The 26,665-nt window shown below is 34.0% G+C and carries 26 protein-coding genes and 5 tRNA genes; 25 read left to right on the top strand and 6 right to left on the bottom strand.

Annotation, left to right across the window (positions count from 1 at the left end; translation table 11 throughout):
* Positions 1–140 precede the first annotated feature (140 nt).
* Positions 141–551 carry a hypothetical protein gene (locus E5167_RS06920; protein ID WP_136842468.1) on the top strand — a complete coding sequence of 137 codons (411 nt, stop codon included), beginning with the start codon at positions 141–143 and terminating at the stop codon, positions 549–551.
* A gap of 1 nt (position 552) precedes the next feature.
* On the opposite strand, the gene E5167_RS06915 is transcribed toward E5167_RS06920, so the two are convergent.
* Together E5167_RS06915 and E5167_RS06910 are read right to left on the bottom strand one after the other, a co-directional pair.
* Positions 553–1,635: a serine hydrolase domain-containing protein gene (locus E5167_RS06915; protein WP_136842466.1), complete on the bottom strand. Its 1,083-nt coding sequence runs from the start codon at positions 1,633–1,635 to the stop codon at positions 553–555.
* Entirely contained in the window at positions 1,635–2,912 is a 1,278-nt protein-coding gene (locus tag E5167_RS06910) for an exo-beta-N-acetylmuramidase NamZ family protein (protein ID WP_136842464.1), read from the bottom strand. The genes E5167_RS06915 and E5167_RS06910 overlap by 1 nt, the downstream gene beginning before the upstream one ends.
* Positions 2,913–2,921: 9 nt before the next feature.
* Between E5167_RS06910 and E5167_RS06905 the strand changes: the two genes are divergently transcribed.
* Positions 2,922–4,157, top strand: coding sequence for an ABC transporter permease (locus E5167_RS06905; protein ID WP_136842462.1), 1,236 nt, complete (start codon positions 2,922–2,924; stop codon positions 4,155–4,157).
* A gap of 259 nt (positions 4,158–4,416) precedes the next feature.
* Complete coding sequence (locus tag E5167_RS06900) at positions 4,417–5,397, top strand: PLP-dependent cysteine synthase family protein (RefSeq protein WP_136842461.1); 981 nt, start codon at positions 4,417–4,419, stop codon at positions 5,395–5,397.
* A gap of 126 nt (positions 5,398–5,523) precedes the next feature.
* On the opposite strand, the gene E5167_RS06895 is transcribed toward E5167_RS06900, so the two are convergent.
* The 4 genes from E5167_RS06895 to E5167_RS06880 all read right to left on the bottom strand — a co-directional run bounded on the left by E5167_RS06895 (position 5,524) and on the right by E5167_RS06880 (position 9,783).
* Positions 5,524–7,206 carry a phospholipase D-like domain-containing protein gene (locus tag E5167_RS06895; RefSeq protein ID WP_136842459.1) on the bottom strand — a complete coding sequence of 561 codons (1,683 nt, stop codon included), beginning with the start codon at positions 7,204–7,206 and terminating at the stop codon, positions 5,524–5,526.
* Positions 7,207–7,328: 122 nt separating this feature from the next.
* Positions 7,329–8,870 carry an amidase gene (locus tag E5167_RS06890; protein ID WP_136842457.1) on the bottom strand — a complete coding sequence of 514 codons (1,542 nt, stop codon included), beginning with the start codon at positions 8,868–8,870 and terminating at the stop codon, positions 7,329–7,331.
* Between the two features lie 53 nt (positions 8,871–8,923).
* Positions 8,924–9,115 (bottom strand): hypothetical protein, encoded by a 192-nt coding sequence (locus E5167_RS06885; RefSeq protein ID WP_136842455.1) that lies wholly within the window; start codon positions 9,113–9,115, stop codon positions 8,924–8,926.
* Entirely contained in the window at positions 9,112–9,783 is a 672-nt protein-coding gene (locus tag E5167_RS06880; RefSeq protein ID WP_136842453.1) for a hypothetical protein, read from the bottom strand. The genes E5167_RS06885 and E5167_RS06880 overlap by 4 nt, the downstream gene beginning before the upstream one ends.
* Before the next feature lie 144 nt (positions 9,784–9,927).
* Here E5167_RS06880 and E5167_RS06875 point away from each other — a divergent pair, with 144 nt between their 5' ends.
* From E5167_RS06875 to rpoB, 22 genes are all read left to right on the top strand, one after another.
* A complete protein-coding gene (locus tag E5167_RS06875) occupies positions 9,928–11,196 on the top strand; it encodes a DUF2851 family protein (RefSeq protein ID WP_136842451.1) in 1,269 nt (422 codons plus the stop codon).
* 17 nt (positions 11,197–11,213) lie between these two features.
* Positions 11,214–11,441, top strand: coding sequence for a PspC domain-containing protein (locus tag E5167_RS06870; RefSeq protein WP_136842449.1), 228 nt, complete (start codon positions 11,214–11,216; stop codon positions 11,439–11,441).
* Positions 11,442–11,444: 3 nt separating this feature from the next.
* Complete coding sequence (locus E5167_RS06865; RefSeq protein ID WP_136842448.1) at positions 11,445–12,473, top strand: potassium channel family protein; 1,029 nt, start codon at positions 11,445–11,447, stop codon at positions 12,471–12,473.
* A 101-nt stretch (positions 12,474–12,574) separates the two neighbouring features.
* Positions 12,575–14,215, top strand: coding sequence for an alanine/glycine:cation symporter family protein (locus E5167_RS06860; RefSeq protein WP_136842446.1), 1,641 nt, complete (start codon positions 12,575–12,577; stop codon positions 14,213–14,215).
* A 17-nt stretch (positions 14,216–14,232) separates the two neighbouring features.
* Positions 14,233–15,099 (top strand): ComEA family DNA-binding protein, encoded by an 867-nt coding sequence (locus E5167_RS06855; RefSeq protein ID WP_136842445.1) that lies wholly within the window; start codon positions 14,233–14,235, stop codon positions 15,097–15,099.
* 20 nt (positions 15,100–15,119) lie between these two features.
* On the top strand, positions 15,120–16,259 hold the full coding sequence (locus E5167_RS06850) for an acyl-CoA dehydrogenase family protein (RefSeq protein WP_136842443.1): 1,140 nt from the start codon (positions 15,120–15,122) through the stop codon (positions 16,257–16,259).
* A 79-nt stretch (positions 16,260–16,338) separates the two neighbouring features.
* On the top strand, positions 16,339–16,533 hold the full coding sequence (gene rpsU / locus E5167_RS06845; protein ID WP_136842441.1) for a 30S ribosomal protein S21: 195 nt from the start codon (positions 16,339–16,341) through the stop codon (positions 16,531–16,533).
* Positions 16,534–16,645: 112 nt separating this feature from the next.
* On the top strand, positions 16,646–17,533 hold the full coding sequence (locus E5167_RS06840) for a tyrosine-type recombinase/integrase (RefSeq protein WP_136842439.1): 888 nt from the start codon (positions 16,646–16,648) through the stop codon (positions 17,531–17,533).
* A gap of 36 nt (positions 17,534–17,569) precedes the next feature.
* Positions 17,570–17,872, top strand: a complete 303-nt coding sequence (hpf, locus tag E5167_RS06835; protein ID WP_136842437.1) for a ribosome hibernation-promoting factor, HPF/YfiA family — start codon at positions 17,570–17,572, stop codon at positions 17,870–17,872.
* Positions 17,873–17,974: 102 nt separating this feature from the next.
* Positions 17,975–18,048: transfer RNA gene (locus E5167_RS06830), tRNA-Thr, on the top strand.
* 35 nt (positions 18,049–18,083) lie between these two features.
* Positions 18,084–18,166, top strand: a tRNA-Tyr gene (locus tag E5167_RS06825).
* A gap of 28 nt (positions 18,167–18,194) precedes the next feature.
* Positions 18,195–18,267: transfer RNA gene (locus tag E5167_RS06820), tRNA-Gly, on the top strand.
* Positions 18,268–18,278: 11 nt separating this feature from the next.
* Positions 18,279–18,350: transfer RNA gene (locus tag E5167_RS06815), tRNA-Thr, on the top strand.
* 64 nt (positions 18,351–18,414) lie between these two features.
* A complete protein-coding gene (tuf, locus tag E5167_RS06810; RefSeq protein ID WP_136842435.1) occupies positions 18,415–19,602 on the top strand; it encodes an elongation factor Tu in 1,188 nt (395 codons plus the stop codon).
* Positions 19,603–19,665: 63 nt separating this feature from the next.
* Positions 19,666–19,738 (top strand) — tRNA-Trp (locus tag E5167_RS06805).
* Between the two features lie 17 nt (positions 19,739–19,755).
* Complete coding sequence (gene secE, locus E5167_RS06800; protein ID WP_136842433.1) at positions 19,756–19,947, top strand: preprotein translocase subunit SecE; 192 nt, start codon at positions 19,756–19,758, stop codon at positions 19,945–19,947.
* 15 nt (positions 19,948–19,962) lie between these two features.
* A complete protein-coding gene (gene nusG / locus E5167_RS06795) occupies positions 19,963–20,517 on the top strand; it encodes a transcription termination/antitermination protein NusG (RefSeq protein WP_136842431.1) in 555 nt (184 codons plus the stop codon).
* A 75-nt stretch (positions 20,518–20,592) separates the two neighbouring features.
* The gene (rplK, locus tag E5167_RS06790; protein ID WP_136842429.1) at positions 20,593–21,033 is read left to right on the top strand and encodes a 50S ribosomal protein L11; all 441 of its coding nucleotides are present in this window, start codon (positions 20,593–20,595) and stop codon (positions 21,031–21,033) included.
* A 17-nt stretch (positions 21,034–21,050) separates the two neighbouring features.
* A complete protein-coding gene (gene rplA / locus E5167_RS06785) occupies positions 21,051–21,740 on the top strand; it encodes a 50S ribosomal protein L1 (protein WP_136842427.1) in 690 nt (229 codons plus the stop codon).
* A 19-nt stretch (positions 21,741–21,759) separates the two neighbouring features.
* Positions 21,760–22,281, top strand: coding sequence for a 50S ribosomal protein L10 (gene rplJ / locus E5167_RS06780; RefSeq protein ID WP_136842425.1), 522 nt, complete (start codon positions 21,760–21,762; stop codon positions 22,279–22,281).
* 65 nt (positions 22,282–22,346) lie between these two features.
* Positions 22,347–22,724, top strand: coding sequence for a 50S ribosomal protein L7/L12 (rplL, locus tag E5167_RS06775; protein WP_136842423.1), 378 nt, complete (start codon positions 22,347–22,349; stop codon positions 22,722–22,724).
* 123 nt (positions 22,725–22,847) lie between these two features.
* The gene (gene rpoB / locus E5167_RS06770; RefSeq protein ID WP_136842421.1) at positions 22,848–26,660 is read left to right on the top strand and encodes a DNA-directed RNA polymerase subunit beta; all 3,813 of its coding nucleotides are present in this window, start codon (positions 22,848–22,850) and stop codon (positions 26,658–26,660) included.
* Positions 26,661–26,665 lie beyond the last annotated feature (5 nt).

Here is a 26,665-nt window from a genome sequence, read left to right as displayed (position 1 = left end):
TTAAAGTACGTTCCTCTATTTTTTTATACCGTTCATAGATTTTTTTTCTGAGTGTGTCTTATTCTTATCTAGATTAGCATCAGAGGGTCGGATAATTGCTATTTAATTCAAACGTTGTATTGAACTTAAACGGCTTTTATATGAAAAAAACTCTCGTAGTGCTAACAATAGCATGTTCCGGTCTATTATGTAATCGTGCAAATGCACAAAAAAAGGATTTTGCGTTAATTGAAAAAAACGTAAACATTACTGCTAGTGACCTATTTCACGATTTGAATAAAACTAAAGACACTTTAATTCTAAACAGTGGAGATAAACGCATTAGAAACGTATATTCAATTAATACCAAATACAAACGAGAGACTCAAGAGTATATTAATGCGAATTCTGCTAAAGTACCATTAACACATTTAAGTAAAGGCAAACACATTTTTGTGGTAGAACAAGTGCCTTTAAAAATTATATTTGTTGTTAGGGTTTTACAAGACAGAAAAGAATTCACCACTAGAGAGGTTGAAACAATTACAGCTTCTACTAACGATAAAAAATAGCTTAGTCTATAAACACATCTTCTAACTTAGCTGTAAGTTGTCTAATTGGTACTTGCGAAAGGTTTGTGACTATAGAAATAACAACGTTTTCCTCTGGAAATATCATTAAAAAAGTGGTAGATCCAATACCTCCTCCAGAGTGACTATATCGAGGTGTGCCATTTTTTGTATTTACAACTCCAAAACCAATACCATATTCTGTGCTTTTGCCATCCTGAGTATATTGAGGAGTAATTAATTCTTTCAGTGAAACTTTCGATATTATAGTAGGCTTAATAATTTCATTTCCAAACTTTATTAGGTCTTCAGAAGTGGCAATAAAACCACCTCCTGCAGCTTTATATTCATTACTTACTTTTGGGCCAACAATAACTTTGTCATTATCCTTAATATAAAATTGAGTTCTATTAGGCATTTCTTTGTCCACTAAGCCAATAGTGGTGCTGTTCATTTTTAAAGGATTAAAAATTGTTTCTTTCATGTATTTATTAAACTCAACACCTGAGGCATTTTGCACTACCACACTTAGTAAATTCCATCCGTACGTACTATAACTATATTTGCTTCCAGGTTTAAATAATAGAGAATCATTTTTAAAAATATCTAAGCCTTCAACTATAGACATTTTTTTTACATTGAATAATTCTTTTTCATTATTTGAGTAATCATAATGTCTAATCCCAGCAATATGTCCACCAACTTGGCGTACTGTAAAATCATATGCCTTTTTAGGAAAATCTGGAACATAGGTGTAAATACTTTTGTTAAAGTCTAACTTTCCATCATCCATAAGCTTTGCAAGTGCAACAGCAGTAAGTGATTTAGAGATGCTAGCGATTCTAAACTGTGTGGTCTTTGGAGATACTTTTTCTTTGGTCTCTATGTTTGAGTATCCAAACCCTTCGGACCAAATAAGCTTGTTGTTTTGAGATACTGAAATAGACATTCCTGGTATTTTTTCTAATTCTAAAAATTTTTCAGCAATTACTCTTGCCGAGTTAATTTTTTGCTGAGTTCTTAAATCAGTCGATTTACATGAAATAAATAATATAAATGCAAATAGTAATATAGATGATTTTTTCATTAGTTATATATTAAGTATTTATTTCGTGTTTTTTTAAATGTATTTAAGTCTTCTTGCCAAGTGGCTTTTATGTCGGCTTCAGTCGTTCCTGCTTCTATTTGCTTTTGAAGTTTTGCAGTTCCAGCATGTTTTGTGAAGTTATTAGTATTAAAAAATAAAGATTTATCGGTTGAATTTTTATAAGCTTTAATAATCCATTTTAAAGTCATTTCATCTTTAACAGTTACATTACTTAAATCTTCACCATAGCACAATTCGTCTTTATGTTTTGGATATTTTGCACCAAAATTAGACTGTGGTGTATAAGTAAATGTCATTGTTTCAGGATTCAAAAAAGGAGATCCATATCGTTGAAATTGAAATTCGGTGCCTCGTCCAGCATTTACATTGGTGCCTTCAAACAAGCCAAGACTTGGATACAGCTTTATGGATTGGTCATTAGGAAGGTTTGGAGAAGGTCTTATAGGAAGACTATAAGACATGTCATGAGTATAATTGTCACAAGGAATCACCTTTATATTGCATTGAGCTTTATTTAGCAACCAATTTTCACCATTAATCATTTGTGCATATTCGCCAATGGTCATGCCATGAACTAAAGGAATAGGATGCATGCCTAAAAAACTTTGATGTTCTTTTTCCAAGGTTGGACCATCAATATATTGACTATTTGGATTTGGTCTATCTAATACAATTAGAGGAATGTTGTTTTCAGCACAAGCTTCCATGATATAATGCAACGTTGAAATGTATGTGTAAAAACGCACGCCAACATCTTGTATATCAAAAATCATAATATCTATGCCTTCTAGCTGTTCTTTACTTGGTTTTTTGCTTGTTCCGTGAAGTGAAAAAATTGGCAAACCAGTTTTAATATCTACACCATCTTCAACATGTTCGCCAGCATCAGCAGTGCCTCTAAAACCATGCTCAGGAGAAAATACTTTTTTTACATCGACGTTCAATGCCACCAAAGAATCCACTAAATGTGTGTAACTGTCATTGCGAGGAGCTTGCGACGTGGTAATCTCTTTAAATATAACCGAGGTCTGATTTGCAACAACGCCAACACGTTTTCCGTTTAAAAGCGGTAGATAAATTTCAGTTTTATTAGCACCAACAATAATATTTTTGTCATCCTGAACAGAGGCTGAGGTACTCGAAGCCTGATTCAGGATCTTATCATTTTTGATTATTTTATTTTTAGTTTTAGAACCACAAGAAATCAATACCAAAACAAATAATAAAACTGTATTTTTGAAAACGTTTAAAACCATTATCATAAATTGAAATTCGAATATTTTATTGCTAAACGCATTATTGGTAGCAAGTCGTATAAAAGTAGTGTATCGGCACCAATAATAAAAATTGGAATTACAGCTATTGCCATTGGCATTATAGTCATGATGATTGCTATAGCCACAGGTATTGGTCTGCAGCAAAAAATTCGTGATAAAGCCGTGGCTTTTAATGGACACATTACCATTACCACATTTAACTCTAACGCTTCGGACGAATCGGAAGTGCCCATGTCTATCAATCAAGAATTTTATCCAGAGTTTAAGACTGTAGAGGGTATTACGCATATCCAAGGTGTGGCCACAAAATGGGGACTTATTAGAACCGAAACCGATTTTGACGGAATGGTGTTTAAAGGTGTTGATGAAGATTATAACTGGCAATATTTCAAAGAGTTTTTGGTAGAAGGCGAGTTGCCAAAATTTGAAGATAATATTAGTAACGACGTCCTTATTTCACAATATTTAGCGAGCAGGTTACAGTTTAAGGTTGGCGATACGTTTCAAATGTTATTCGAAAAAGATGGTGTAGATAAGTTGCCATTCATTAGAGCGTTTAAAGTTGTTGGAATTTATAATTCCGGATTTCAGGAATTAGACGAAACTTATATGTTGGGAGACATTAGGCATATTCGCTTTTTTAATAAATGGGAAGACGACCAAATAGGAAATTTTGAGGTTTTTATTGACGATTACTCACAATTGGTTCAAAAAGAAGAAGAAATCTATCAAAATATTTCATCCTTTTATACGTCGAGAACGGTTGAGGAACGCTATGCAACTGTTTTTGAATGGATAAACATTTTCGATAAAAACATTTATGGTATTATAGGTATCATGATTATTGTTGCTGGCATTAATATGATTACAGCACTATTAGTACTTATACTAGAACGCACACAAATGATAGGTGTTTTAAAAGCGCTAGGAAGCAATAATTGGAGTATTAGAAAACTATTTTTATACAACGCATCGTATTTAATCGTGTTAGGGTTATTTTGGGGAAATCTTATAGGTTTAAGCTTGTTATTTGCACAAAAGTACTTTAAACTCTTTCCTCTAGACCCAAGTGTGTATTATGTAACTGAAGCACCAGTGTATATTAGTGCAAGCTATATTATAGCGCTTAATATAGGCACGTTTGTATTATGTTTAATAATGCTGTTAGTACCTTCATACATCATTACAAAAATATCGCCAGTTAAAGCCATGCGTTTTGAATAAGGATACTTAAAATTCACTTTACTATGTTGTTTTCTGTCATTGCGAATCAAATTTTATTTGATGTGGCAATCTGTTAAAAATGATAAGATTACCACGTCGCATAAAACACTATGTTTCTCGTAATGACAGCTAAATATGAAAATCAGGAATAATTACCTTTTAACTATAGACATTTTACTATTTTTGCACAAATTTTATTAATAAGTAAAAGATACTCGCTGAAGTTTATCTTGAGCGACAGCCGAAAGGCGAGCAGGAAATGGAATACGCAAAAAACATCTTAGAAACCATTGGAAACACACCTTTGGTAAAAATTAATACTTTAACTGAAGACTTACCATGTTTGGTACTTGCTAAATACGAAACCTTTAACCCTGGAAATTCTGTAAAGGATAGAATGGCGTTAAAAATGATTGAAGATGCCGAAGCTGACGGACGCCTAAAACCAGGAGGAACTATTATTGAAGGTACTTCTGGAAACACAGGAATGGGTTTAGCATTAGCAGCGATTGTTAAAGGCTACAAATGTATTTTTGTGATTTCAGATAAGCAATCTAAAGAAAAAATGGACATCCTTCGTGCAGTTGGAGCTGAGGTGGTGGTGTGTCCAACTGATGTAGAACCAGACGACCCTAGAAGTTATTATTCAGTATCTAAGCGTTTAGGTGAAGAAACACCAAATTCATGGTATGTCAATCAGTACGATAACCCAAGTAATGCCAAAGCACATTACGAAAGTACAGGACCAGAAATTTGGAAACAAACCGATGGTAAAATCACGCATTTTGTAGTAGGTGTTGGCACTGGAGGAACGGTTTCTGGTGTTGGTAAATACTTAAAAGAACAAAATCCAAATATTAAGGTTTGGGGAATAGATACTTATGGGAGTGTCTTTAAAAAATACCATGAAACTGGAGAGTTTGATGAAAAAGAGATTTACCCTTATGTTACCGAAGGTATTGGCGAAGATATTTTGCCTGAAAATGTTGATTTTAGCGTTATAGATGGCTTTACCAAAGTAACCGATAAAGATGCAGCAGTATATACGCAATTACTAGCCAAAAAAGAAGGGATGTTTCTAGGGAACTCTGCAGGAGCAGCCATAAAAGGTTTACTGCAGCTTAAAGAACATTTTACAAAAGATGATGTAGTGGTGGTCTTATTTCACGATCATGGAAGTCGTTATGTAGGTAAAATGTTTAACGACGATTGGATGCGTGAGATGGGTTATATTGAGTAGTTTTTTTAGATTCGTTTAACGGTCTGGGCTATCATTCCGCCGTAACCATAGATTTAGCAAAAAGGCTTGAAATTCCTAATCGGAATTTCAGCCGTAATGAACTATAGCCGTTGTTGTGTGCTGGCTTTATATTTTATTATAGGGAAATCCAACTTCATCAAGAAGTTTATATTTCCACCTGTTTTTGTCATTATTCCATTTTTTACTTTGACTCCTTAATTGTGCGATATTATCTCTATGCTTTTTTAAAATCTTTGGTTTTTTATCTCTGAACTCCTTTATTTGGTTATTTCTTTTTAGTTCCTCAACAAATCTCCAACTTGCTATTTTATTTTCAATTCCTTCTCTGTGTTTTTGTTTTTCCCATTCCCATTCAACTCCATTTTTCGCCAATAGATTTCCTAACATTTCTTCTCGAATCTCACTCATTAAATCTGACCTATTTTCTCTATCTTGTCTTAACTTCAACGTCATTTGGTCGTTAAGCCAGTGACCTATGTAAGTTTTTTGAGAAGGAACAGTTTTATAATTTTTCTTTTTGCTATAATAATTCTCGAGTTCAACTAGACTGTCAGTCCATTCATCGTCTTTAGGTCTCTTGTACATTGTACTGTCAAATTCCCAAATGAAATTTATTGATTGCATTTTCCTTTCCTCATATTCAGTCAATTCTGGACCGTAGTTTTTATTACCTTTTCTTCTTTGTTTTTGCCAAGCGCACCATCTGCCAACTTCGTAATAAGGATTAGATTTATTTTTAAATTGTGGTACATAGGTGTATTCACTATTTGGGTCAACCTTGTTTTTGTAACCAACAACTTTGTTAAAATCTTTATTCCACTTAATAAGTCTTTTCCTTTCTCTACCAATTCCGCCAAATGGAAATTCGGCATCCAATAATCTTTCGAATATTTCGAATGGTAGTGAATCACCTCCTTGATTGTATAGTTTATGTATTTTTTGATACCAATGAAAAAGTTCTCGGTCTTCTGTATGCTTACTTACAATTCCAGATGGTCTTTTAGTTTTTTTATAAATTATATATCTCTCAATCAGAGCATCAAATTTCTCGTAGTCACTATCACCGAAACTTTTTTTGTTGCTTCTGTTTGTTGTCGTGTCTTTTTGTTCAAAACCTGATTTTATATCAAAATCTTTTATTTCGATATTGTCTTGTTCCTTTTCGGTATTTTCTCCATCGTTATTTTTTGGTTCTTCAACTTTACCATTTTCTCTAAATTGAATAAATAGTAGGTTTTGTTTAACTAAATCTTCTAATAATTGACTTGTTAATAATTGAAGTTTCGGTGTTGTCAAATCCATTAAATCGGAATAGTAAGATTTAATTTCATTGATTAATTTTTGTCCTTGTTTGTCTGTTTTTGTCAAAAAGTCCAATTGGATAGAAGCTTCTAAATTAGTTTTGATTCCTTGACTTGTTAGATTAGAAGAACCAATTATTATTCGTGTAAATTTTTCCCCTTCAAAAAGAAATAGCTTTGGATGATAAGTGACAAATTTTCTTTTATCTCTATATATGTAAGTTTCAACTCCTTGTTCTAATAACGATTCCAGAGCTTCTTTTGAAGTTCCTCTGTTGTCAACTCCAATATAGAACCTAATTTTATCAAATTGGGATTTAGCTTTTTTTAAAAATGGTTCAAGCATTTTTGTTCCAGATATAGAAGCAAATGCAATAAAGCCTTGAAAATAATAATAATCTCTACTTTCAAATGATGCAACAAGTTGTTTTCCAACATTATTCTGGTCGCCTGTATCTAATCCATGTCCCAGAAAGGTTGCTTTCATTTATTGGTTTTTTCAGCTTGCACACAATTTTAAGATAAATTCAGTTTTAATTGAAGTTTATCGACTGTTAAACGAAGGTAGTTGTTTTCTTATATAAAATCAATACGTAGTTCTACGTATCTTTAATACGTTTTAGCAGGTGTCGTTCTGTGTTTGGTGCCTTGTTCATAGGCATAAGCCAGGGTGATCAAGGTAGGTTCGTCAAACATTCTTCCAAGAAACTGTAAGCCTACTGGTAAATTTCCGGGACTGACTCCCATAGGCACTGTAAAGGCTGGCTGCCCAGTGTGAGGCGCAATAATTTGGTTGTTATCGCCTTTGTAGTCTTCTTCAAAACGATCGATTCTCGCTGGTTTGTAATTCCACGTTGGATATACAATAGCATCTAACTCTAAAGAATCCATCACCTGTTCTATAGCCTCTCTAAAAGCGATTCTTCTTTGGTCATGGTAAGCATCCAAACATTCAGCACCAGAATTTCCCCATCTGCCACTAGCTGTGGTATATTGACTTAACCGTTTGCTTGAAAACTCCGCTGTTGTACCAACGCGTATAATATCTTCTAACGTTTTCATAGTATCTCTCTTAACATACCTTGCTAAATAGGCTTCAATGTCTTCTCTAAATTTAGCACACCATTGATCTTGTGAAAGGCTCTTAAAATCAGGAATGACCACTGGGTCGATCACAGTGGCACCTAAAGCACTTAAGTCTGTGAGTGCAGTATTAAATAGAGCCTCTATATCGCTATCTATATTGTTATCGCTGAGTTCTCTGAGCACACCAATTCTAGCACCTTTTAAACCGTTCTCATCAAGAAACTGTGTATAGTTATCTGGAATCTGTCCTTGTGAGTTTTTGGTAATAGGGTCGTCTATATCATAGCCAGCCATGACCTCCATGACACGTGTGGCGTCCTCTACAGTACGACACATAGGGCCAACCACATCATTTCTTAAGAACAAAGGTGCAATACCTTCTCTGCTAATGAGTCCTAGGGTGGTTCTAAACCCAACAAGTGCACAGTGCGAAGATGGTCCTCTAATGGAGTTACCTGTGTCAGTGCCTAATCCAATAACACCAATATTAGAGGCGATGGCTGCTGCGGTACCACCACTTGAACCAGCAGGTACATAATCTAGATTATAAGGATTTCTGGTGGTTCCACCAGTAGAACTCTTGGTATGCATGGCTGAAAATGCCCATTCTGCCATATTAGATTTGGCTAAAATAATAGCACCTGCATCTTTAAGTTGTTTGATGATAAAGGCATCGTCTTCGGGAATAAAATCTTTTAAAGCCAACGCGCCAGCAGTCGTAGGAAGCCCTATGGTATTGATGTTGTCTTTAACAATCATTGGAATGCCATGAAGCGGACGCAACACTTTAGTTTTTTTATATTCCTCATCTAAGGCTTGAGCTTGAGCAATAGCATTTTGGTTAATAGTGGTAATGGCATTGATGTTAGCGTTTAGCGAATCGATAGCCTCTAAATACGCACGTATTAAGGCTTCACTGGTATACGTACCGTTTTTATAAGCTTCATGAATGTTAGCAATGGTCAATTCTTCCAGGGCTATTGGCTGAGGTTGGGTAGTGGTGTCTTTGCAACCAAACAAGCAAACGACACTAAGTATTAGAACAGGTGCAAATTTTTTAAACATGATCTTGGTGGTTTAGAATACTAAAGATACATGATTTTTGATAAAGGCAGTCACTATAATAACACCTGTGTTTTGGTTTCTAATTGTGTAGTGATTTTGGGTTCGTTTACGTGTTTGTGTAAGGTTTGTGCAACTGGAAAATCGGAGATTTTCGGACGTAGCAAATCGTTAGTTGAATGTTTGTCGTTTGTGTTAGTCCAAATGTAAGCATAAATTTTATGAGGTGTTAGCTGTAGTTTTTTCAATCAAACACTTCTTTCAGAGTTCCATTTAATCTCAATTTTATGTAATCCTCTATATAATTACCATAAATCGGAATGGCTTTATTATTTTCAATCTGATAAAAAGGTTTTGGAAATGCTCTTTTTATCCAATCAGGAGAATCATCTTTATAAATACTAAATTCAGGAGCTTTTCTGAAATTCATTTTTTCTGGTTGAATATTTAATATAGGTTCTTTTTGATTTCTATATTCATTTTTGTCATATGGAACTGCTAATTTTCCGTTGTCTGTTTCATAAACACGATGGTATGCATATTTCAATAATTGAAATTCTCCATTTATTTTGACAACAAAAAATAAAAAGGTATTCAATTTCGAAAGCTTTGGTTTTCCATAATGATTATATAAATCAAACTCAATTTTGGTATCAGTCAAATCTCCTTTATATTGCTCAATTATTCTAAATTTTCCTCTGTATTTATAATCTTGAATAACATTTGGAACTTCAACGTAAATTATTGAATCATTAACGATTATTGAATCAATCAGCGTTTTTTTATCTTCAAAATCTTTTACTTTCTTAATTGATATCTTTTTTCCTGTAAAAACGAATAAACTATCTTTTTCAATTTGTCCAAAGATTGAAGAAGTAGTTAATAATATAAGTATTAAAGTTTTAAATAATTTCATTTTTCAAATTACAGCCAACGTAAATATATGAATACGTTTTAATAGGTTATAGCTATTGTAAACGAAGATAGTTGTTTTTTCTTACAAAAACAATACGTAGTTCTACGTATTTCTTGGTATAACTATTTTAGCTAATTTAGTTGTATGCAGGAAGATTTTCTACATTATATATGGCAATACAAAAAATTTAACACGCTACAATTGGCCACAACTCAAAATGAAAGCCTAATCATTGAAAGTGTTGGGACACATAACCATAATACAGGACCAGATTTTTTTAATGCAAAACTGATTATAGCTAAGCAATTATGGGCTGGAAATGTAGAAATACATGTTAATGCAAGTGATTGGTATGTGCATAATCATGAGAATGATGCTAATTATGATAATGTGATTTTACATGTGGTTTGGGAACACGACACAGATATATATAGAAAAGACCAAACAGTTATTCCAACATTGGAGCTTAAACAGTACATTTCTAAAGAAGCGTTATTGAGTTTTGATAAACTGTTTGCTAAAAAACAATCATGGATTAACTGTGAAAACGATTTTGCATTAGTAAATGATTTTACCATTCAAAACTGGTTAGAGCGCTTATATTTTGAACGCCTTGAAAGAAAAGCAAACAACATAGAGTTACTGCTCAAACCGTGCAACAACAGTTGGGAAGAAGTGTTGTTTAAAATGCTGGCTAAAAACTTTGGACTAAAAGTTAATGGTGAAGCCTTTTTAAGCATAGCCAATTCGTTTGAGTTTTCGGTATTACGTAAACAGCAATCAAAGCAACAAAGTCTGGAAGCATTATTATTTGGTCAAGCAGGATTATTGGAAACCGATGTACAAGAGGTTTATGTGCAAGAGCTACAAAGAGTATATAAATTTTTAAAGACTAAGTTTCAATTAACAAATGCTTCAGTATTGCCTGTACAGTTTTTTAGGTTGCGACCTTCAAATTTTCCTACCATTAGGTTGTCGCAATTAGCTAGCCTGTATCATAGTCATTCCAATGTGTTTTCTAAGATTATAGAAGCAAAAACTGTAGAAGAACTTTATGTAATATTTAATGTTAAAACCAGCTCTTTTTGGGAAACACACTATACGTTTTCTAAAGTTTCAAAGCGTTCGGTAAAAAGGCTCACAAAATCATTTGTCAACCTGTTAATTATAAACACCATTGCGCCTCTTAAGTTTTCATATGCTAAGTATCAAGGAAAAAATAATGATGATTTGGTTATGGGTATCATTCAGCAACTACCTCCTGAAAAAAATAGTATCGTGAATAAATACAACACGTTAAAAGAGGTCTCACAGTCAGCGTTACAATCGCAGGCACTATTACAACTAAAAAATGAATACTGCAATAAAAATAAATGCCTACAATGTGCTATTGGTAGTACATTAATTAGATAGATTTATTACCTTGCAGTATGAATATTTTTTACAAGACTTTACTTTATTTTCAAAAACATGGGTACTATGTGTGTCAGCGTATTGCCGATCGTTTAGGAATTAGAGCTAAAGTAGTAAGAACATCATTTATATACTTAACCTTTGTCACGCTTGGATTTGGTTTTGCACTGTATTTATTTATCGCCTTTTGGATGCGAATAAAAGACTTATTATACACCAAACGAAGTTCGGTATTTGATTTATAATTTATGGCAAACCCTTTAGTAAAAGTATTTCGTTCAAAAATAAACACAGCAATTATTCTTTTAATTTTATTGCTGTTTATTGGTGTATTTGGGTTTAAAATAATGACCAATTACAGTTGGATTGATGCGTTATATATGACGGTTATTACCATTACCACTGTAGGTTTTGGCGAAGTGATGCCCTTAGATCCTGAGGCCAAAATATTTACTATATTTTTAATTTTAACAAGTGTCGTCATAGTAGGTTATGCCATTAAGGTGATTACCGAATATATTATTACTAAAAACGACATTGAAGAACTAAAACAAAAAAAGATGCAAAAAAAGATTGATGAACTTTCAAACCATATCATTATTTGTGGTTATGGAAGAAATGGGAAACAAGCAGCAAAAAAGCTGTTAGCGCATAAGCGATCTTTTGTGGTGATAGAAGCAAAAAAAGAAACAGTTAATAAACATCAAAGCGACATGGTACCATTTGTACATGGTAATGCCAATGAAGATGAAGTACTCATGCAAGCTGGTGTAGATAGAGCCGACTGCTTAATATCTGCTTTACCAAGCGATTCAGATAATGTGTTTGTGGTGCTTTCTGCTAGACAAATAAATAAAAACATACGTATAATAAGTAGAGCTTCGCAAGAAACAACTTATGGAAAATTAAAACTTGCAGGAGCCAACAATGTAATTTTACCAGATAAAATTGGTGGCGACCACATGGCTTCATTAGTAGTGGTTCCTGATTTGTTGGAATTTATTGATAACCTTTCTATAGTTGGAGAATCAAATATTAACATTGAAGAAATTGCAGTAGAACACCTTTATGATACCTCTACGCTAAAAACCATTAGAGATTTAGACTTGCGAAAAAAGACAGGTTGTAATGTAATAGGTTATAAGAATGAAAAGGGTGAATATCTTATTAATCCAGAAGCAGAACTAAAGTTAGCACCAAACTCTAAGGTAATTGTTTTAGGACGACCAGAGCAAATACAAAAGCTAAATACATTATACAATATAGAAGTTGAGTAGGGATTTTAACAAGGGATGTTTTAAAAACTCATTTTTTTTTAGCATCTTGCTAGCTTCAAATATTAATTTAAACTAAACTACTAACTAAATATTAAATAATTATGAAGAAGTATCTTCTCTCTATTTTTACATTAATGCTACCATTTCTAACCTTTGCTCAAGAAGCTGAAAAAGGATTAGATGAAAAAATAAACGATGCCTTTATGCCAGTTGCTACTTGGTGGGAAGGATTAGTTTTATCTACCGTACCCATAGGTGAATTTAATGTGCCATTTGTTGTTATATTATTGGTAGCTGGAGCAACATTTTTTACTATTTATTTTAAAGTTCCAAGTATTACTAAATTTCCTTTAGCTATTAACACAGTAAGAGGAAAGTATGATGAGATAGAAGGAGGCCATCACGCCGAGGATAAAGTTGCAGTTAATATTGTTGATGGTGATTTACCAGATACTATTCGCGATGAAAGTAAAGAAGGAGAAGTAAGTCATTTTCAGGCACTAGCAACAGCAGTTTCTGGAACAGTAGGTTTAGGTAATATTGCTGGTGTGGCTGTAGCGATTGCATTAGGTGGCCCAGGAGCAACATTTTGGATGATTGTTTGCGGTCTAATTGGTATGTCAACAAAATTTGTAGAGTGTACGCTTGGTGTAAAATATAGAGATGTAGGTGAAGATGGAACAGTATATGGAGGACCAATGTACTATATGTCTAAAGGTCTTAAAGAAAGAGGTTTTAGTGGTATAGGAAAGGTATTAGCTGTCATATTTGCAATACTTTGTATTGGAGCATCTTTTGGTGGAGGTAACGCTTTCCAATCAAACCAAGCAACAGTACAAATTACATCTATGTTAGGACTAGAAGGTGGATCTAACGGTTTTATTATCGGAGTTATCTTAGCTGTTTTAGTTGGTATTGTAATTATTGGAGGTATTAAGCGTATTGCAAGTATTACCGAAAAAATTGTACCATTTATGGCAGGTATTTATGTGTTAGCTGCTTTAGTAATTATTTTCGCCAACTTTAGTGATATAGGAACTGCTTTCGGATTAATATTTGAAGGAGCCTTTACGCCTATGGCTGGTCTTGGTGGTTTTGTTGGTGTGCTTATTGTTGGTTTCCAACGTGCAGCATTCTCCAATGAAGCAGGAGCAGGTTCGGCAGCTATTGCGCATTCAGCAGTAAAAACTAAGTATCCTGCATCAGAAGGTGTTGTGGCATTGTTAGAGCCTTTTATCGATACGGTTGTAATTTGTACAATGACGGCTTTAGTAATTATTTTCTTTAATATAGATGGAGGAAACATGCAAAGCGTTTTTCAATACGGTGCTGCTGGAGAATCAGCAAGTAGTGTGTTATTAAATGCTGATGGAAGCTCAATAGGAGGTGTAGATTTAACATCTATGGCATTTGATTCTGTAATTCCAGGGTTCTCATATGTGCTTACAATTGCAATTATCATGTTTGCATTTTCAACAATGATTTCTTGGTCTTATTACGGTCTTCAATCTTGGAAATATTTATTCGGAAAAGGAAAAACAGCTGATACAGTTTATAAAGTATTATTCTTAGTATTTATTGTAATAGGCGCAGCTGCAACTTTAGATGCAGTAATTAAGTTCTCTGATGCCATGATACTAGCATTAGTATTTCCTAATATGATTGGATTATTCTTCTTATTCCCTAAAGTAAGAGAAGAAATGGCTAAATATGTTTCGGCAGTTAGAGGCAATAAAGAATAATTTAAATACAACATAATATGAAATCCCATTTCAAGTTCACAAAAGGACAACGAAGTGGGATTTTTTTATTGTTAGTTATTATAGTTGTTATACAATGTGTTTATTTCTTTGTTGATTTTTATCAGAAAGATATAGTAGTAAATCCAGACGAATTAGTTTCATTTCAAAACGAAATAGATTCGTTGCGTCAAGCAGAAATTGAAGCAAGACAAACTAAAATTTTTCCTTTTAATCCAAATTACATTACAGATTATAAAGGCTACACTTTAGGGATGTCACCTGATGAGATAGAACGACTATTAAAATTTAGAGAACAAAATAAATGGGTAAACTCTGCTAAACAATTTCAAGAGGTCACTAAAGTATCAGATTCTCTATTAAACGCAATTTCACCATATTTTAAATTTCCAGAATGGGTCACCAACCCAAAACCTAAAAAAAGTTTCAATTACCAGAATAACACTCCAAAAACCTATAATCAAAAATTAGATTTAAATACAGTTACAGCAAAACAATTACAACGTGTTAATGGTATTGGTGAAAAACTATCTGATAGAATTATTAAGTTTAGAAATAAGTTTAAAGGTGGTTTTATTGCCGATGTACAATTGCAAGATGTTTATGGGATTTCACCCGAAGTAATGGAAAGGTTATTAAACCAGTTTACAGTAAAAACACCAAGGCAAATAGATATAATAAATTTAAACACTGCAACAATAGCGCAACTCGTAACTATTCAACATATAGATTATGAGATTGCTTACGAAATTATAGACCAACGTACCCTAAGAGAAGGATTTAAATCTTTAGACGATTTAATCAAAGTTAAAAACTTTCCAGTCGATAAAATTGAGATAATTAAATTATATTTGACACTCAATTAATAAGTACCAATTACACAGCTATGAATTTTAATTATAGTGAAGAGCAATTACTTATTGCAGCTTCAGCTAAAGACTTTGCAGAACAATATATAAGACCCAATATTATGGAATGGGATGAAGCCCAAACTTTCCCTGTCGAACTTTTTAAAAAAGCAGGACAAATGGGTTTTATGGGCATTTTTGTAAATGAAAAATATGGAGGTTCAGGACTTGGTTATCATGAATATATTGCCATTATCGAAGAAATCTCTAAAGTCGATCCTTCTATAGGATTGTCTGTGGCTGCTCACAATTCTTTATGCACAGGTCATATTTATTATTTTGGTAACGAAGCCCAAAAACAAAAATGGTTGCCTAAATTAACTTCAGCCGAATGGATAGGCGCTTGGGGACTAACCGAGCATAATACTGGAAGCGATGCAGGAGGGATGAATACCACTGCAGTTAAAGACGGAGATTACTATGTGCTTAATGGTGCCAAAAATTTTATAACACACGGAAAGAGTGGTGATGTAGCAGTTGTTATTGCCAGAACAGGTAATAAAGGCGATTCCAGAGGTATGTCGGCTTTTGTTATAGAAAAAGGAACACCTGGTTTTACATCTGGAAAGAAAGAAGATAAATTAGGCATGCGTGCAAGTGAAACGGCTGAATTAGTGTTTGACAACTGTCGTGTTCACAAAGATAACATGCTAGGAGAAGAAGGCGAAGGGTTTGTACAATCTTTAAAAGTTTTAGATGGCGGTCGAATTTCAATAGGTGCTTTATCTTTAGGAATAGCTAAAGGTGCTTACGAGGCATCACTAAAATACTCAAAAGAACGTCACCAATTCGGTAAACCAATATCCAGTTTTCAAGGTATTTCATTTAAGTTAGCCGATATGGCTACAGAAATTGAAGCATCCGAATTATTATTACACAAAGCAGCATCCAAAAAAAATGCAGGTGAACGCATGACTACTATTGGAGCCATGTCTAAAATGTATGCTAGTGAAGTATGTGTAAAAGTAGCAAACGATGCAGTACAAATTCATGGAGGCTACGGTTATACAAAAGAATTCCCTGTAGAGAAGTTTTATAGAGATTCCAAGTTATGTACTATTGGAGAGGGTACTACCGAAATACAAAAATTGGTTATCGCTCGAAATATTTTAAAATAAAATATATTAGTATTTGTAGTTTTGTAATAAGTTATATATTTGCAAACCAAAATTCTAAAAGAGAGGAGGTTAAGACACTATGTTAATAATACCAATTAAAGAAGGAGAAAATATAGATAGAGCTTTAAAACGCTTTAAAAGAAAGTTTGATAAAACTGGTACTAAGCGTATGTTACAGCAACGTAAGCAGTTTACAAAACCTTCAATTGCACGTAGAGCTCAAATTCAAAAAGCACAATACATTCAAGGTTTGAGAGATGCAGAAGAAATCTAAACCTTTGTAAATAGATTACTAAAATCCCACAATGTTTATTGTGGGATTTTTTTATATAAAATCTGGCAGAACCTTAAAGTTTTGTATTTTTATAATAACCTAAAACGTATAAATGTCCTTAAAATCTTTTAAAGATTATCTGTTGTTAGAAAAAAACTATTCAAGGCATACAGTAAATGCTTATGTCAAGGACTTAAATAACTTTGTAGAATTTAACAAAGAACACTTTAATGAGTCAAGTATCGATAAGGTATCGTATTCACAAATTAGAAGCTGGATTATTTCATTAGTTGATTCTGGAATACAAAACAGAACTGTAAATAGAAAAGTGTCATCACTTAACTCATATTACAAGTTTCTGTTAAAAATAGAATCAATAGCCTTAAATCCACTATCAAAACACAAAGCATTAAAGGTTAGTAAAAAAGTGCAGATTCCTTTTTCAAAAGAAGAAGTGAGTAAGGTGTTAGATGAGTTTAATTTTGATGATACATTCGAAGGAGTAAGAGACAAATTAATAATCGAATTATTTTATACAACCGGAATACGTCGCATAGAGTTAGTACAGTTAAAATTAAAAGACATTGACCAAAAAAATAAAACCCTTAAAGTTTTGGGAAAAAGAAATAAGGAACGCTATTTGCCGTTATTAGAAATAGTAATAAATACAATTGAAACCTACTTGCTAAAAAGAAGTCAACTCGAAACTATAGTTGATAGTAACGTTTTGTTTCTCACAAAAAAGGGACATAAAATATACGAAACTCTTGTTTACAGAATAATAAATAACTATTTTAGTAATGCATCTTCTAAAGTAAAAAAGAGTCCGCATATTTTACGACATTCATTTGCGACTCATTTACTAAATCAAGGTGCCGATTTAAATGCTGTAAAAGAACTACTTGGGCATTCTAGTTTAGCAGCAACCCAAGTTTACACTCATAATAGTATTGCCGAACTTAAAAAAGTATATGCGAAATCTCATCCAAGGAATAAATAAACACTATAAATATTGTCTAACTAAAAAAAGTAGAATATGAAAGTAAACACGCAATCAGTTAACTTTAATGCAGACCAAAAGTTAATAAACTTTATTCAAAAACGAATGGACAAGTTAGAAATGTATTACGATAAAGTCATAAAATCTGATGTGTTTTTAAAAGTAGAAAACACAAGTGGTAAAGAAAATAAAATATTTGAAGCTAAGGTGCACGTACCAGGAGATAGTTTTATTGTAAAAAAACAATGCAAAACCTTTGAAGAAGGCACCGATATGGCTGTTGCTTCTTTAGAAAGACAGCTAAAAAAGCGAAAAGAAAAATTAAGAACATATTTATAGAGAAAATTTCTCAAAAAATGTTTTGATTAAAAAAAAATATATATACATTTGCAGTCCGTTAGAAATAGCGGACTTTTTGTTGCAGAAAAAACAACAAAATAAGCCGATGTAGCTCAGCTGGCTAGAGCAGCTGATTTGTAATCAGCAGGTCGTGGGTTCGAGTCCCTCCATCGGCTCAAGTTCTTTTAAAGACTGATGATTTTTTATAATTGGGGAGATACTCAAGCGGCCAACGAGGACAGACTGTAAATCTGTTGGTTTTTACCTTCGCAGGTTCGAATCCTGCTCTCCCCACTTTTTAAAGGATTTAAAAAAAATAATTGCGGGAGTAGCTCAGTTGGTAGAGCGTCAGCCTTCCAAGCTGAATGTCGCCGGTTCGAACCCGGTCTCCCGCTCTAATTTTTTGGCCGGTGTAGCTCAGGGGTAGAGCGTTTCCTTGGTAAGGAAGAGGTCACGGGTTCAAATCCCGTCATTGGCTCTTATAAAGATTTAAAAATTTTGAACACTAATATTATTATATAACTAAGATTAAATTTTAAATCATGGCAAAGGAAACTTTCGATCGTTCCAAACCGCACTTAAATATAGGTACAATTGGGCATGTAGATCACGGAAAAACTACTTTAACTGCTGCTATTACAACTGTTTTAGCTAATGCAGGTTTATCTGAAAAAAGAGATTTCGATACAATCGATAATGCTCCAGAAGAAAAAGAAAGAGGTATTACAATTAATACGTCACATGTAGAATATGCAACAGCTAATCGTCACTATGCTCACGTTGACTGTCCAGGTCACGCGGATTATGTAAAGAACATGGTAACTGGTGCTGCGCAAATGGATGGTGCTATCTTAGTAGTTGCTGCTACCGATGGTCCAATGCCACAAACTCGTGAGCACATCCTTCTAGGTCGTCAGGTAGGTATTCCTCGTATCGTTGTTTTCTTAAACAAAGTTGATATGGTTGACGATGAAGAGCTTTTAGAATTAGTAGATATGGAAGTTAGAGATTTATTAAACTTCTACGAATATGACGGTGATAATGGTCCTGTTATTTCTGGATCTGCTTTAGGAGCTTTAAATGGAGAGCAAAAATGGGTTGATACAGTTATGGAGTTAATGGAAGCTGTTGATTCTTGGATTGAATTACCTAAGCGTGATGTAGATAAAGATTTCTTAATGCCAATCGAAGATGTATTCTCTATTACAGGTCGTGGTACTGTTGCAACTGGTCGTATTGAAACTGGTGTAGCTAACACTGGAGATCCTGTAGATATTATTGGTATGGGTGCTGAAAAGTTAACATCTACTATTACTGGAGTTGAAATGTTCCGTAAAATATTAGATAGAGGTGAAGCAGGAGATAACGTTGGTATCTTATTAAGAGGTATTGAGAAAACAGATATCCGTAGAGGTATGGTAATCTGTAAGCAAGGCTCTGTAACTCCGCATGCTAAGTTTAAAGCTGAGGTGTATATTCTTAAGAAAGAAGAAGGTGGACGTCACACTCCATTCCATAACAACTACCGTCCACAGTTCTACGTACGTACAACTGACGTAACAGGAAATATTAATTTACCTGATGGAGTTGAAATGGTAATGCCTGGAGATAACTTAACAATTACTGTTGATTTACACCAACCAATTGCAATGAACGTAGGTTTACGTTTCGCTATCCGTGAAGGAGGTAGAACAGTTGGAGCTGGTCAGGTAACTGAGATTTTAGACTAATTTAAGTTAATAAATATTAAGTAAAGGTATTCCGATTATTTCGGAATGCCTTGACTTATATTTACGGGTTTAGCTCAGTTGGTAGAGCACTGGTCTCCAAAACCAGGTGTCGGGAGTTCGAGTCTCTCAACCCGTGCAAAAAATAAAAAACAAATGGCAGGAATAATAAATTACGTAAAAGAGTCTTTTGAAGAACTTAAAAATAATGTAAGCTGGACTCCTTGGGCAGAAGCACAAAGTTTAACAGTTTTAGTTGCTGTGTTTTCTATTATTTTTTCATTAGCTATTTGGGGAGTTGACTCAGTTTTTAGTGAGGTTATTAAGGCATATTTTAATTGGATTTAATAATACATTTTGAAGATGTCTGAAAGTATTGAAAAAAAATGGTACGTTGTTAGAGCTGTAAGTGGTCAAGAAAACAAAATCAAAACCTACATAGAAAATGAAATTGCTAGATTAGGTTTAGGTGATTATGTTGATCAAGTTCTTGTGCCAACTGAAAAAGTGATACAAATTCGTAATGGAAAAAAAATTAATAAAGAAAAAGTTTATTTTCCAGGATATATCATGATTCAAGCAAACCTAAGTGGTGAAATTCCTCATATAATTAAATCTATTACTAATGTAATAGGGTTTTTAGGAGAAACTAAAGGAGGTGATCCAGTGCCATTAAGACAATCTGAAGTAAACAGAATGTTAGGTAAGGTTGATGAATTATCAGTTGAAGCAGATGCTAACGTAGCAATTCCTTTTGTAAAAGGAGAAACTGTAAAAGTAATTGATGGACCATTTAATGGTTTTGATGGAACTATCGAAAATATAAATGAAGAAAAGCGTAAGCTAGAAGTAATGGTTAAGATTTTTGGAAGAAAAACACCATTGGAGTTAAGCTATATGCAAGTTGAAAAAATATAATAATTGTTACAAACATATAGGTAAGTTTTTTATTGCTTCCAACTTTTAAAACTTATCAAACTTAAATTATTAAAAATGGCAAAAGAGTTAAGTAAAGTAGTTAAACTACAAGTTAGGGGAGGTGCAGCGAACCCGTCGCCACCGGTTGGACCCGCTTTAGGTGCCGCAGGAGTTAATATTATGGAGTTCTGTAAGCAATTTAATGCTAGAACCCAAGATAAACCTGGTAAAGTTTTACCAGTGGTAATTTCTGTTTACAAAGACAAATCATTTGACTTTGTTATCAAAACACCACCTGCAGCGGTACAATTATTGGAAGCGGCCAAAGTAAAAAAAGGTTCAGGTGAACCTAATAGAAAAAAAGTAGCAAAAGTTACTTGGGATCAAGTTAGAACTATAGCAGAAGACAAAATGGTTGATTTAAATGCATTTACTGTTGATTCTGCAATGAGAATGGTAGCTGGTACTGCTAGATCTATGGGTATAACTGTAAAAGGAGGAGAAGCACCTAACTAATCTAAAAGATTTTTGAAATGGCAAGATTAACAAGAAAACAAAAAGAAGCAGTAGCTAAAATTGACAAAACTAAACTTTATAGTTTAGAAGAAGCGTCAGCTTTAGTGAAAGAAATTACAAATACAAAGTTTGATGCTTCTGTAGATTTAGCTGTGCGTTTAGGCGTTGACCCTAGAAAGGCAAACCAAATGGTGAGAGGTGTTGTGTCTCTACCACACGGTACAGGTAAAGATGTAAAAGTTTTAGCATTAGTAACTCCAGACAAGGAAGCTGAAGCTAAAGAAGCTGGAGCAGATTACGTTGGTTTAGACGAGTACCTTGATAAAATTAAAGGTGGTTGGACCGATGTTGACGTAATTATAACAATGCCTAGCGTAATGGGAAAATTAGGTCCTTTAGGTCGTGTTTTAGGACCAAGAGGTTTAATGCCTAACCCAAAAACAGGAACTGTAACTATGGATGTAGCTAAAGCTGTTGGTGAAGTAAAAGCTGGTAAAATCGATTTTAAGGTCGATAAAACAGGTATTGTTCACGCAGCAATTGGAAAAGCATCTTTTAGTGCAGATAAAATTGCAGGTAATGCGCAAGAATTACTTTCAACATTAATGAAACTTAAACCAACTGCGGCCAAAGGAACTTACGTAAAAAGCATTTTTATGTCAAGTACTATGAGTCCTAGCGTTGCAATTGATCCAAAAATAAGTTAAGCAGTAAAAACTTTTTATTATGACAAGAGAAGAAAAATCACAAGTAATTGAAGAGTTAACTGCTCAATTAACAGAAAATGCAAATATTTATTTGACAGATATTTCTGGATTAGATGCAGGAGCTACTTCAAATTTACGTCGCGCTTGTTTTAAAGCAAACGTAAAGTTAGCAGTTGTAAAAAATACTTTGCTTGAAAAAGCAATGGATGCTTCAGATAAGGAATTTGGAGAATTACCTTCAACATTAAAAGGAAATACTTCAGTGATGTATTCTGAAACTGGAAACGCACCAGCAAAAGTAATTAAAGCTTTCAGAAAAAAATCTGAAAAACCTTTATTAAAGGGCGCTTTTATTGAAGAATCAATTTACTTAGGTGACGACCAATTAGATATGTTGGTAGATATTAAATCTAGAGAAGAGCTTATTGGAGAAATTGTTGGATTATTACAATCTCCAGCTAAGAATGTTATTTCGGCACTTCAATCTAGTGGAGGTAAATTATCAGGCATCTTAAAAACATTATCTCAAAAAGAGGGATAATACATAAATAAGTACGCACTTTTTACAAAATAAATTAAATTAAAAACTATTAAAACGATAGAAAAATGGCAGATTTAAAAGATTTCGCAGAACAGTTAGTAAACTTAACAGTAAAAGAGGTTAACGAATTAGCTGATATATTAAAAGAAGAGTATGGTATTGAGCCTGCTGCTGCAGCTGTAGCTGTAGCTGCTGGTCCAGCCGCTGGTGGAGATGACGCTGGTGAAGCTCAAACAGAATTTGATGTAATCCTTAAAGCAGCTGGTGGCTCTAAATTAGCAGTTGTAAAATTAGTTAAAGAATTAACTGGTTTAGGATTAAAAGATGCTAAAGAATTAGTTGATAGTGCACCTAAAGCAATCAAAGAAGGTGTATCTAAAGACGAAGCTGAAGGTCTTAAGTCTTCTTTAGAAGAAGCAGGAGCTGAGGTTGAGCTTAAGTAAGTTTAACTAACCTACAAAATATGGTTTAGGTCTGGAGAGATACTCTCTAAGACCTAAACCCTTTTGTGTATATAAAAGTAATATACACGTAAAATTATTTTTTAATCAAAATTTCGTCCGTCGATGTTAGCAACTAAAGCTGAAAGATTAAACTTCTCGTCTATTGTAAATAGAACAGAATATCCAGATTTCTTGGATATTCAGATTAAATCCTTTCAGGATTTTTTCCAGTTAGAGACAAAATCAGAAGAAAGAGGTGATGAAGGGTTATACAACACCTTCATGGAAAATTTCCCGATTACAGATACTCGTAATCAATTTGTCTTGGAGTTTTTGGATTATTTTATAGATCCACCAAGATACACTATAGAAGAATGTATAGAAAGAGGACTTACTTATAGCGTTCCGTTAAAAGCAAGACTTAAATTGTATTGTACCGATCCTGAGCATGAGGATTTCGAAACCATTGTTCAAGATGTATATTTAGGTACAATACCTTACATGACACCAAGTGGTACATTCTGTATCAATGGTGCCGAACGTGTAGTTGTATCACAATTACATAGATCTCCAGGTGTATTCTTTGGACAATCCTTTCATGCTAACGGAACAAAATTATATTCTGCTAGAGTAATTCCATTCAAAGGTTCTTGGATAGAATTTGCTACAGATATTAATAGTGTGATGTATGCATATATTGACAGAAAGAAAAAGTTACCTGTAACAACACTTTTCCGTGCTATTGGTTTTGAAAGAGATAAAGATATTCTTGAAATATTTGACCTAGCCGAAGAAGTAAAAGTATCAAAATCTGGACTAAAAAAAGTGATTGGTCGCAAACTTGCTGCTCGTGTACTTAATACTTGGCATGAAGATTTTGTGGATGAAGATACAGGAGAAGTAGTATCAATCGAAAGAAACGAAATAGTTCTAGATCGTGATACTGTTTTAGACAAAGATAACATCGAAGAAATTCTTGAAGCAGGTGTTAAAACCATTCTTTTACATAAAGAAGATGGGCAATCAGGCGATTACGCAATTATCCATAACACACTTCAAAAAGACCCTACTAACTCTGAAAAAGAAGCAGTAGAACACATTTACCGTCAATTACGTAATGCAGAGCCGCCAGATGAGGAGACAGCACGTGGTATTATTGACAAGTTATTCTTTAGTGATCAACGTTATAACTTAGGTGAAGTTGGTCGTTACAGAATGAACAAAAAATTACAGTTAGATATCGGAATGGATAAGCAAGTGCTTACCAAAGAAGATATCATTACTATTATAAAATATTTAATTGAGTTAATTAACTCAAAAGCAGAAATTGATGATATCGATCACTTATCTAACCGTCGTGTACGTACTGTAGGTGAGCAGTTATCTTCCCAATTTGGTGTTGGTTTAGCGCGTATGGCGCGTACCATTCGTGAGCGTATGAACGTTCGTGATAATGAAGTGTTTACACCTATTGATTTGATAAATGCAAAGACATTATCGTCAGTAATCAACTCATTCTTTGGTACAAACCAATTATCTCAGTTTATGGATCAAACAAATCCATTAGCAGAGATTACTCATAAACGTCGTTTATCGGCTCTTGGACCTGGAGGTTTATCTCGTGAGAGAGCAGGGTTTGAGGTTCGTGACGTTCACTATACACACTACGGACGTTTATGTCCAATTGAAACGCCTGAAGGACCAAACATTGGATTAATTTCTTCACTTTCAGTTTATGCTAAAGTGAATTCAATGGGATTCATTGAAACGCCATACAGAGCTGTAAAAGACGGAGTTGTTGATATTAAAGGAGCTCCTACTTATCTAAGTGCTGAAGAAGAAGAAGAGAAATTAATTGCTCAAGCAACTGTTAAAGTTGATGATAAAGGAAAAATTCTTCACGATCAAATTATTGCACGTCAAGAAGGTGATTTCCCTGTTGTTGAACCAACAGCAATTCATTATACAGATGTGGCACCAAACCAGATTTCATCTATTTCAGCATCATTAATTCCTTTCTTGGAGCATGATGACGCCAACCGTGCATTGATGGGATCAAACATGATGCGTCAAGCAGTACCTTTATTACGACCTCAATCTCCTATTGTAGGAACAGGTTTAGAGCGTCAAGTAGCGTCAGACTCAAGAGTATTGATTAATGCTGAAGGAGAAGGTGTTGTAGAATATGTTGATGCAAATGAAATTGTAATTAAATACAGTCGTACAGAAGAAGAAGCTATGGTAAGCTTTGATACTGATACGGTAACATACCCATTAACTAAGTTTAGAAAAACCAACCAAGGAACTTCAGTAAACTTAAAAGCGATCGTTAAAAAGGGAGATAAAGTAACTAAAGGACAAGTATTGTGTGAAGGTTATGCAACTCAAAATGGTGAACTAGCTTTAGGTCGAAACATGAAAGTAGCTTTCATGCCTTGGAAAGGATATAACTTTGAGGATGCGATTGTAATTTCTGAAAAAGTAGTACGTGATGATATATTCACATCAATTCACATTGATGAATATTCATTAGAAGTTCGTGATACAAAACTAGGTAATGAGGAACTAACAAACGATATACCTAACGTTTCTGAAGAGGCTACAAAAGACCTTGATGAGCATGGTATGATTCGCGTTGGAGCCGAAATTAAACCAGGAGATATCTTAATAGGTAAGATTACACCAAAAGGTGAATCTGATCCTACACCAGAAGAAAAACTATTACGTGCCATATTTGGAGACAAAGCTGGCGATGTTAAGGACGCATCTTTAAAAGCATCACCTTCTTTACATGGTGTTGTAATAGATAAAAAATTATTTGCAAGAGCAATTAAAGACAAGCGTAAGAGAGCTCAAGATAAAGAGGATATAGCTCAATTAGAGACTATATACGATAAGAAATTTGACGATTTAAAAGATGTTTTAGTTGAAAAACTTTTTGCTATTGTTGCTGGAAAAACAGCTCAAGGTGTATTTAACGATTTAGGAGAAGAAGTATTCCCTAAAGGAAAGAAGTTTACCTTAAAAATGTTAAATGCAGTTGATGATTATGCGCATTTAGTATCTGGTAAGTGGACGACTGATGATAACACAAACAAGTTAGTATCAGAATTAATTCATAACTACAAGATTAAAGAAAACGATTTACAAGGAGCTTTACGTCGCGAGAAATTTACAATCTCAGTTGGTGATGAGCTTCCTGCAGGAATCATTAAGCTAGCTAAAGTTTATATTGCTAAAAAGCGTAAACTTAAAGTTGGTGATAAAATGGCAGGTCGTCACGGTAACAAAGGTATTGTGGCACGAATTGTTCGTCAAGAAGATATGCCTTTCTTAGAAGATGGAACACCAGTTGATATTGTATTAAACCCATTAGGTGTACCTTCTCGTATGAATATTGGTCAGATTTATGAAACAGTATTAGGATGGGCAGGACAAAAGCTAGATAGAAAGTATGCAACACCAATTTTTGATGGTGCTACAATTGATCAAATTAATGAATTTACAGACGAAGCTGGAATTCCTAGATATGGTCATACATACCTTTATGATGGTGGTACTGGTGATCGTTTCGATCAACCTGCAACCGTTGGTGTAATCTATATGTTAAAACTAGGGCATATGGTTGACGATAAAATGCATGCACGTTCAATAGGACCATACTCATTAATTACGCAACAGCCTCTTGGTGGTAAAGCACAATTTGGTGGACAGCGTTTTGGTGAAATGGAAGTTTGGGCACTTGAAGCTTATGGAGCATCAAGTACACTGCGTGAAATTTTAACAGTAAAATCTGATGATGTCATTGGTAGAGCTAAAACTTACGAGGCTATCGTAAAAGGCGAACCAATGCCAGAACCTGGACTACCAGAATCTTTCAACGTACTAATGCACGAATTGAAAGGTCTTGGATTAGACATAAGATTAGAAGAGTAATTAAT

Source organism: Pontimicrobium aquaticum, from assembly GCF_005047595.1.
Classification (GTDB): domain Bacteria; phylum Bacteroidota; class Bacteroidia; order Flavobacteriales; family Flavobacteriaceae; genus Pontimicrobium; species Pontimicrobium aquaticum.
Note: the sequence above shows the minus strand (reverse complement) of the source record. Positions and strands in the feature narration are given on the sequence as shown.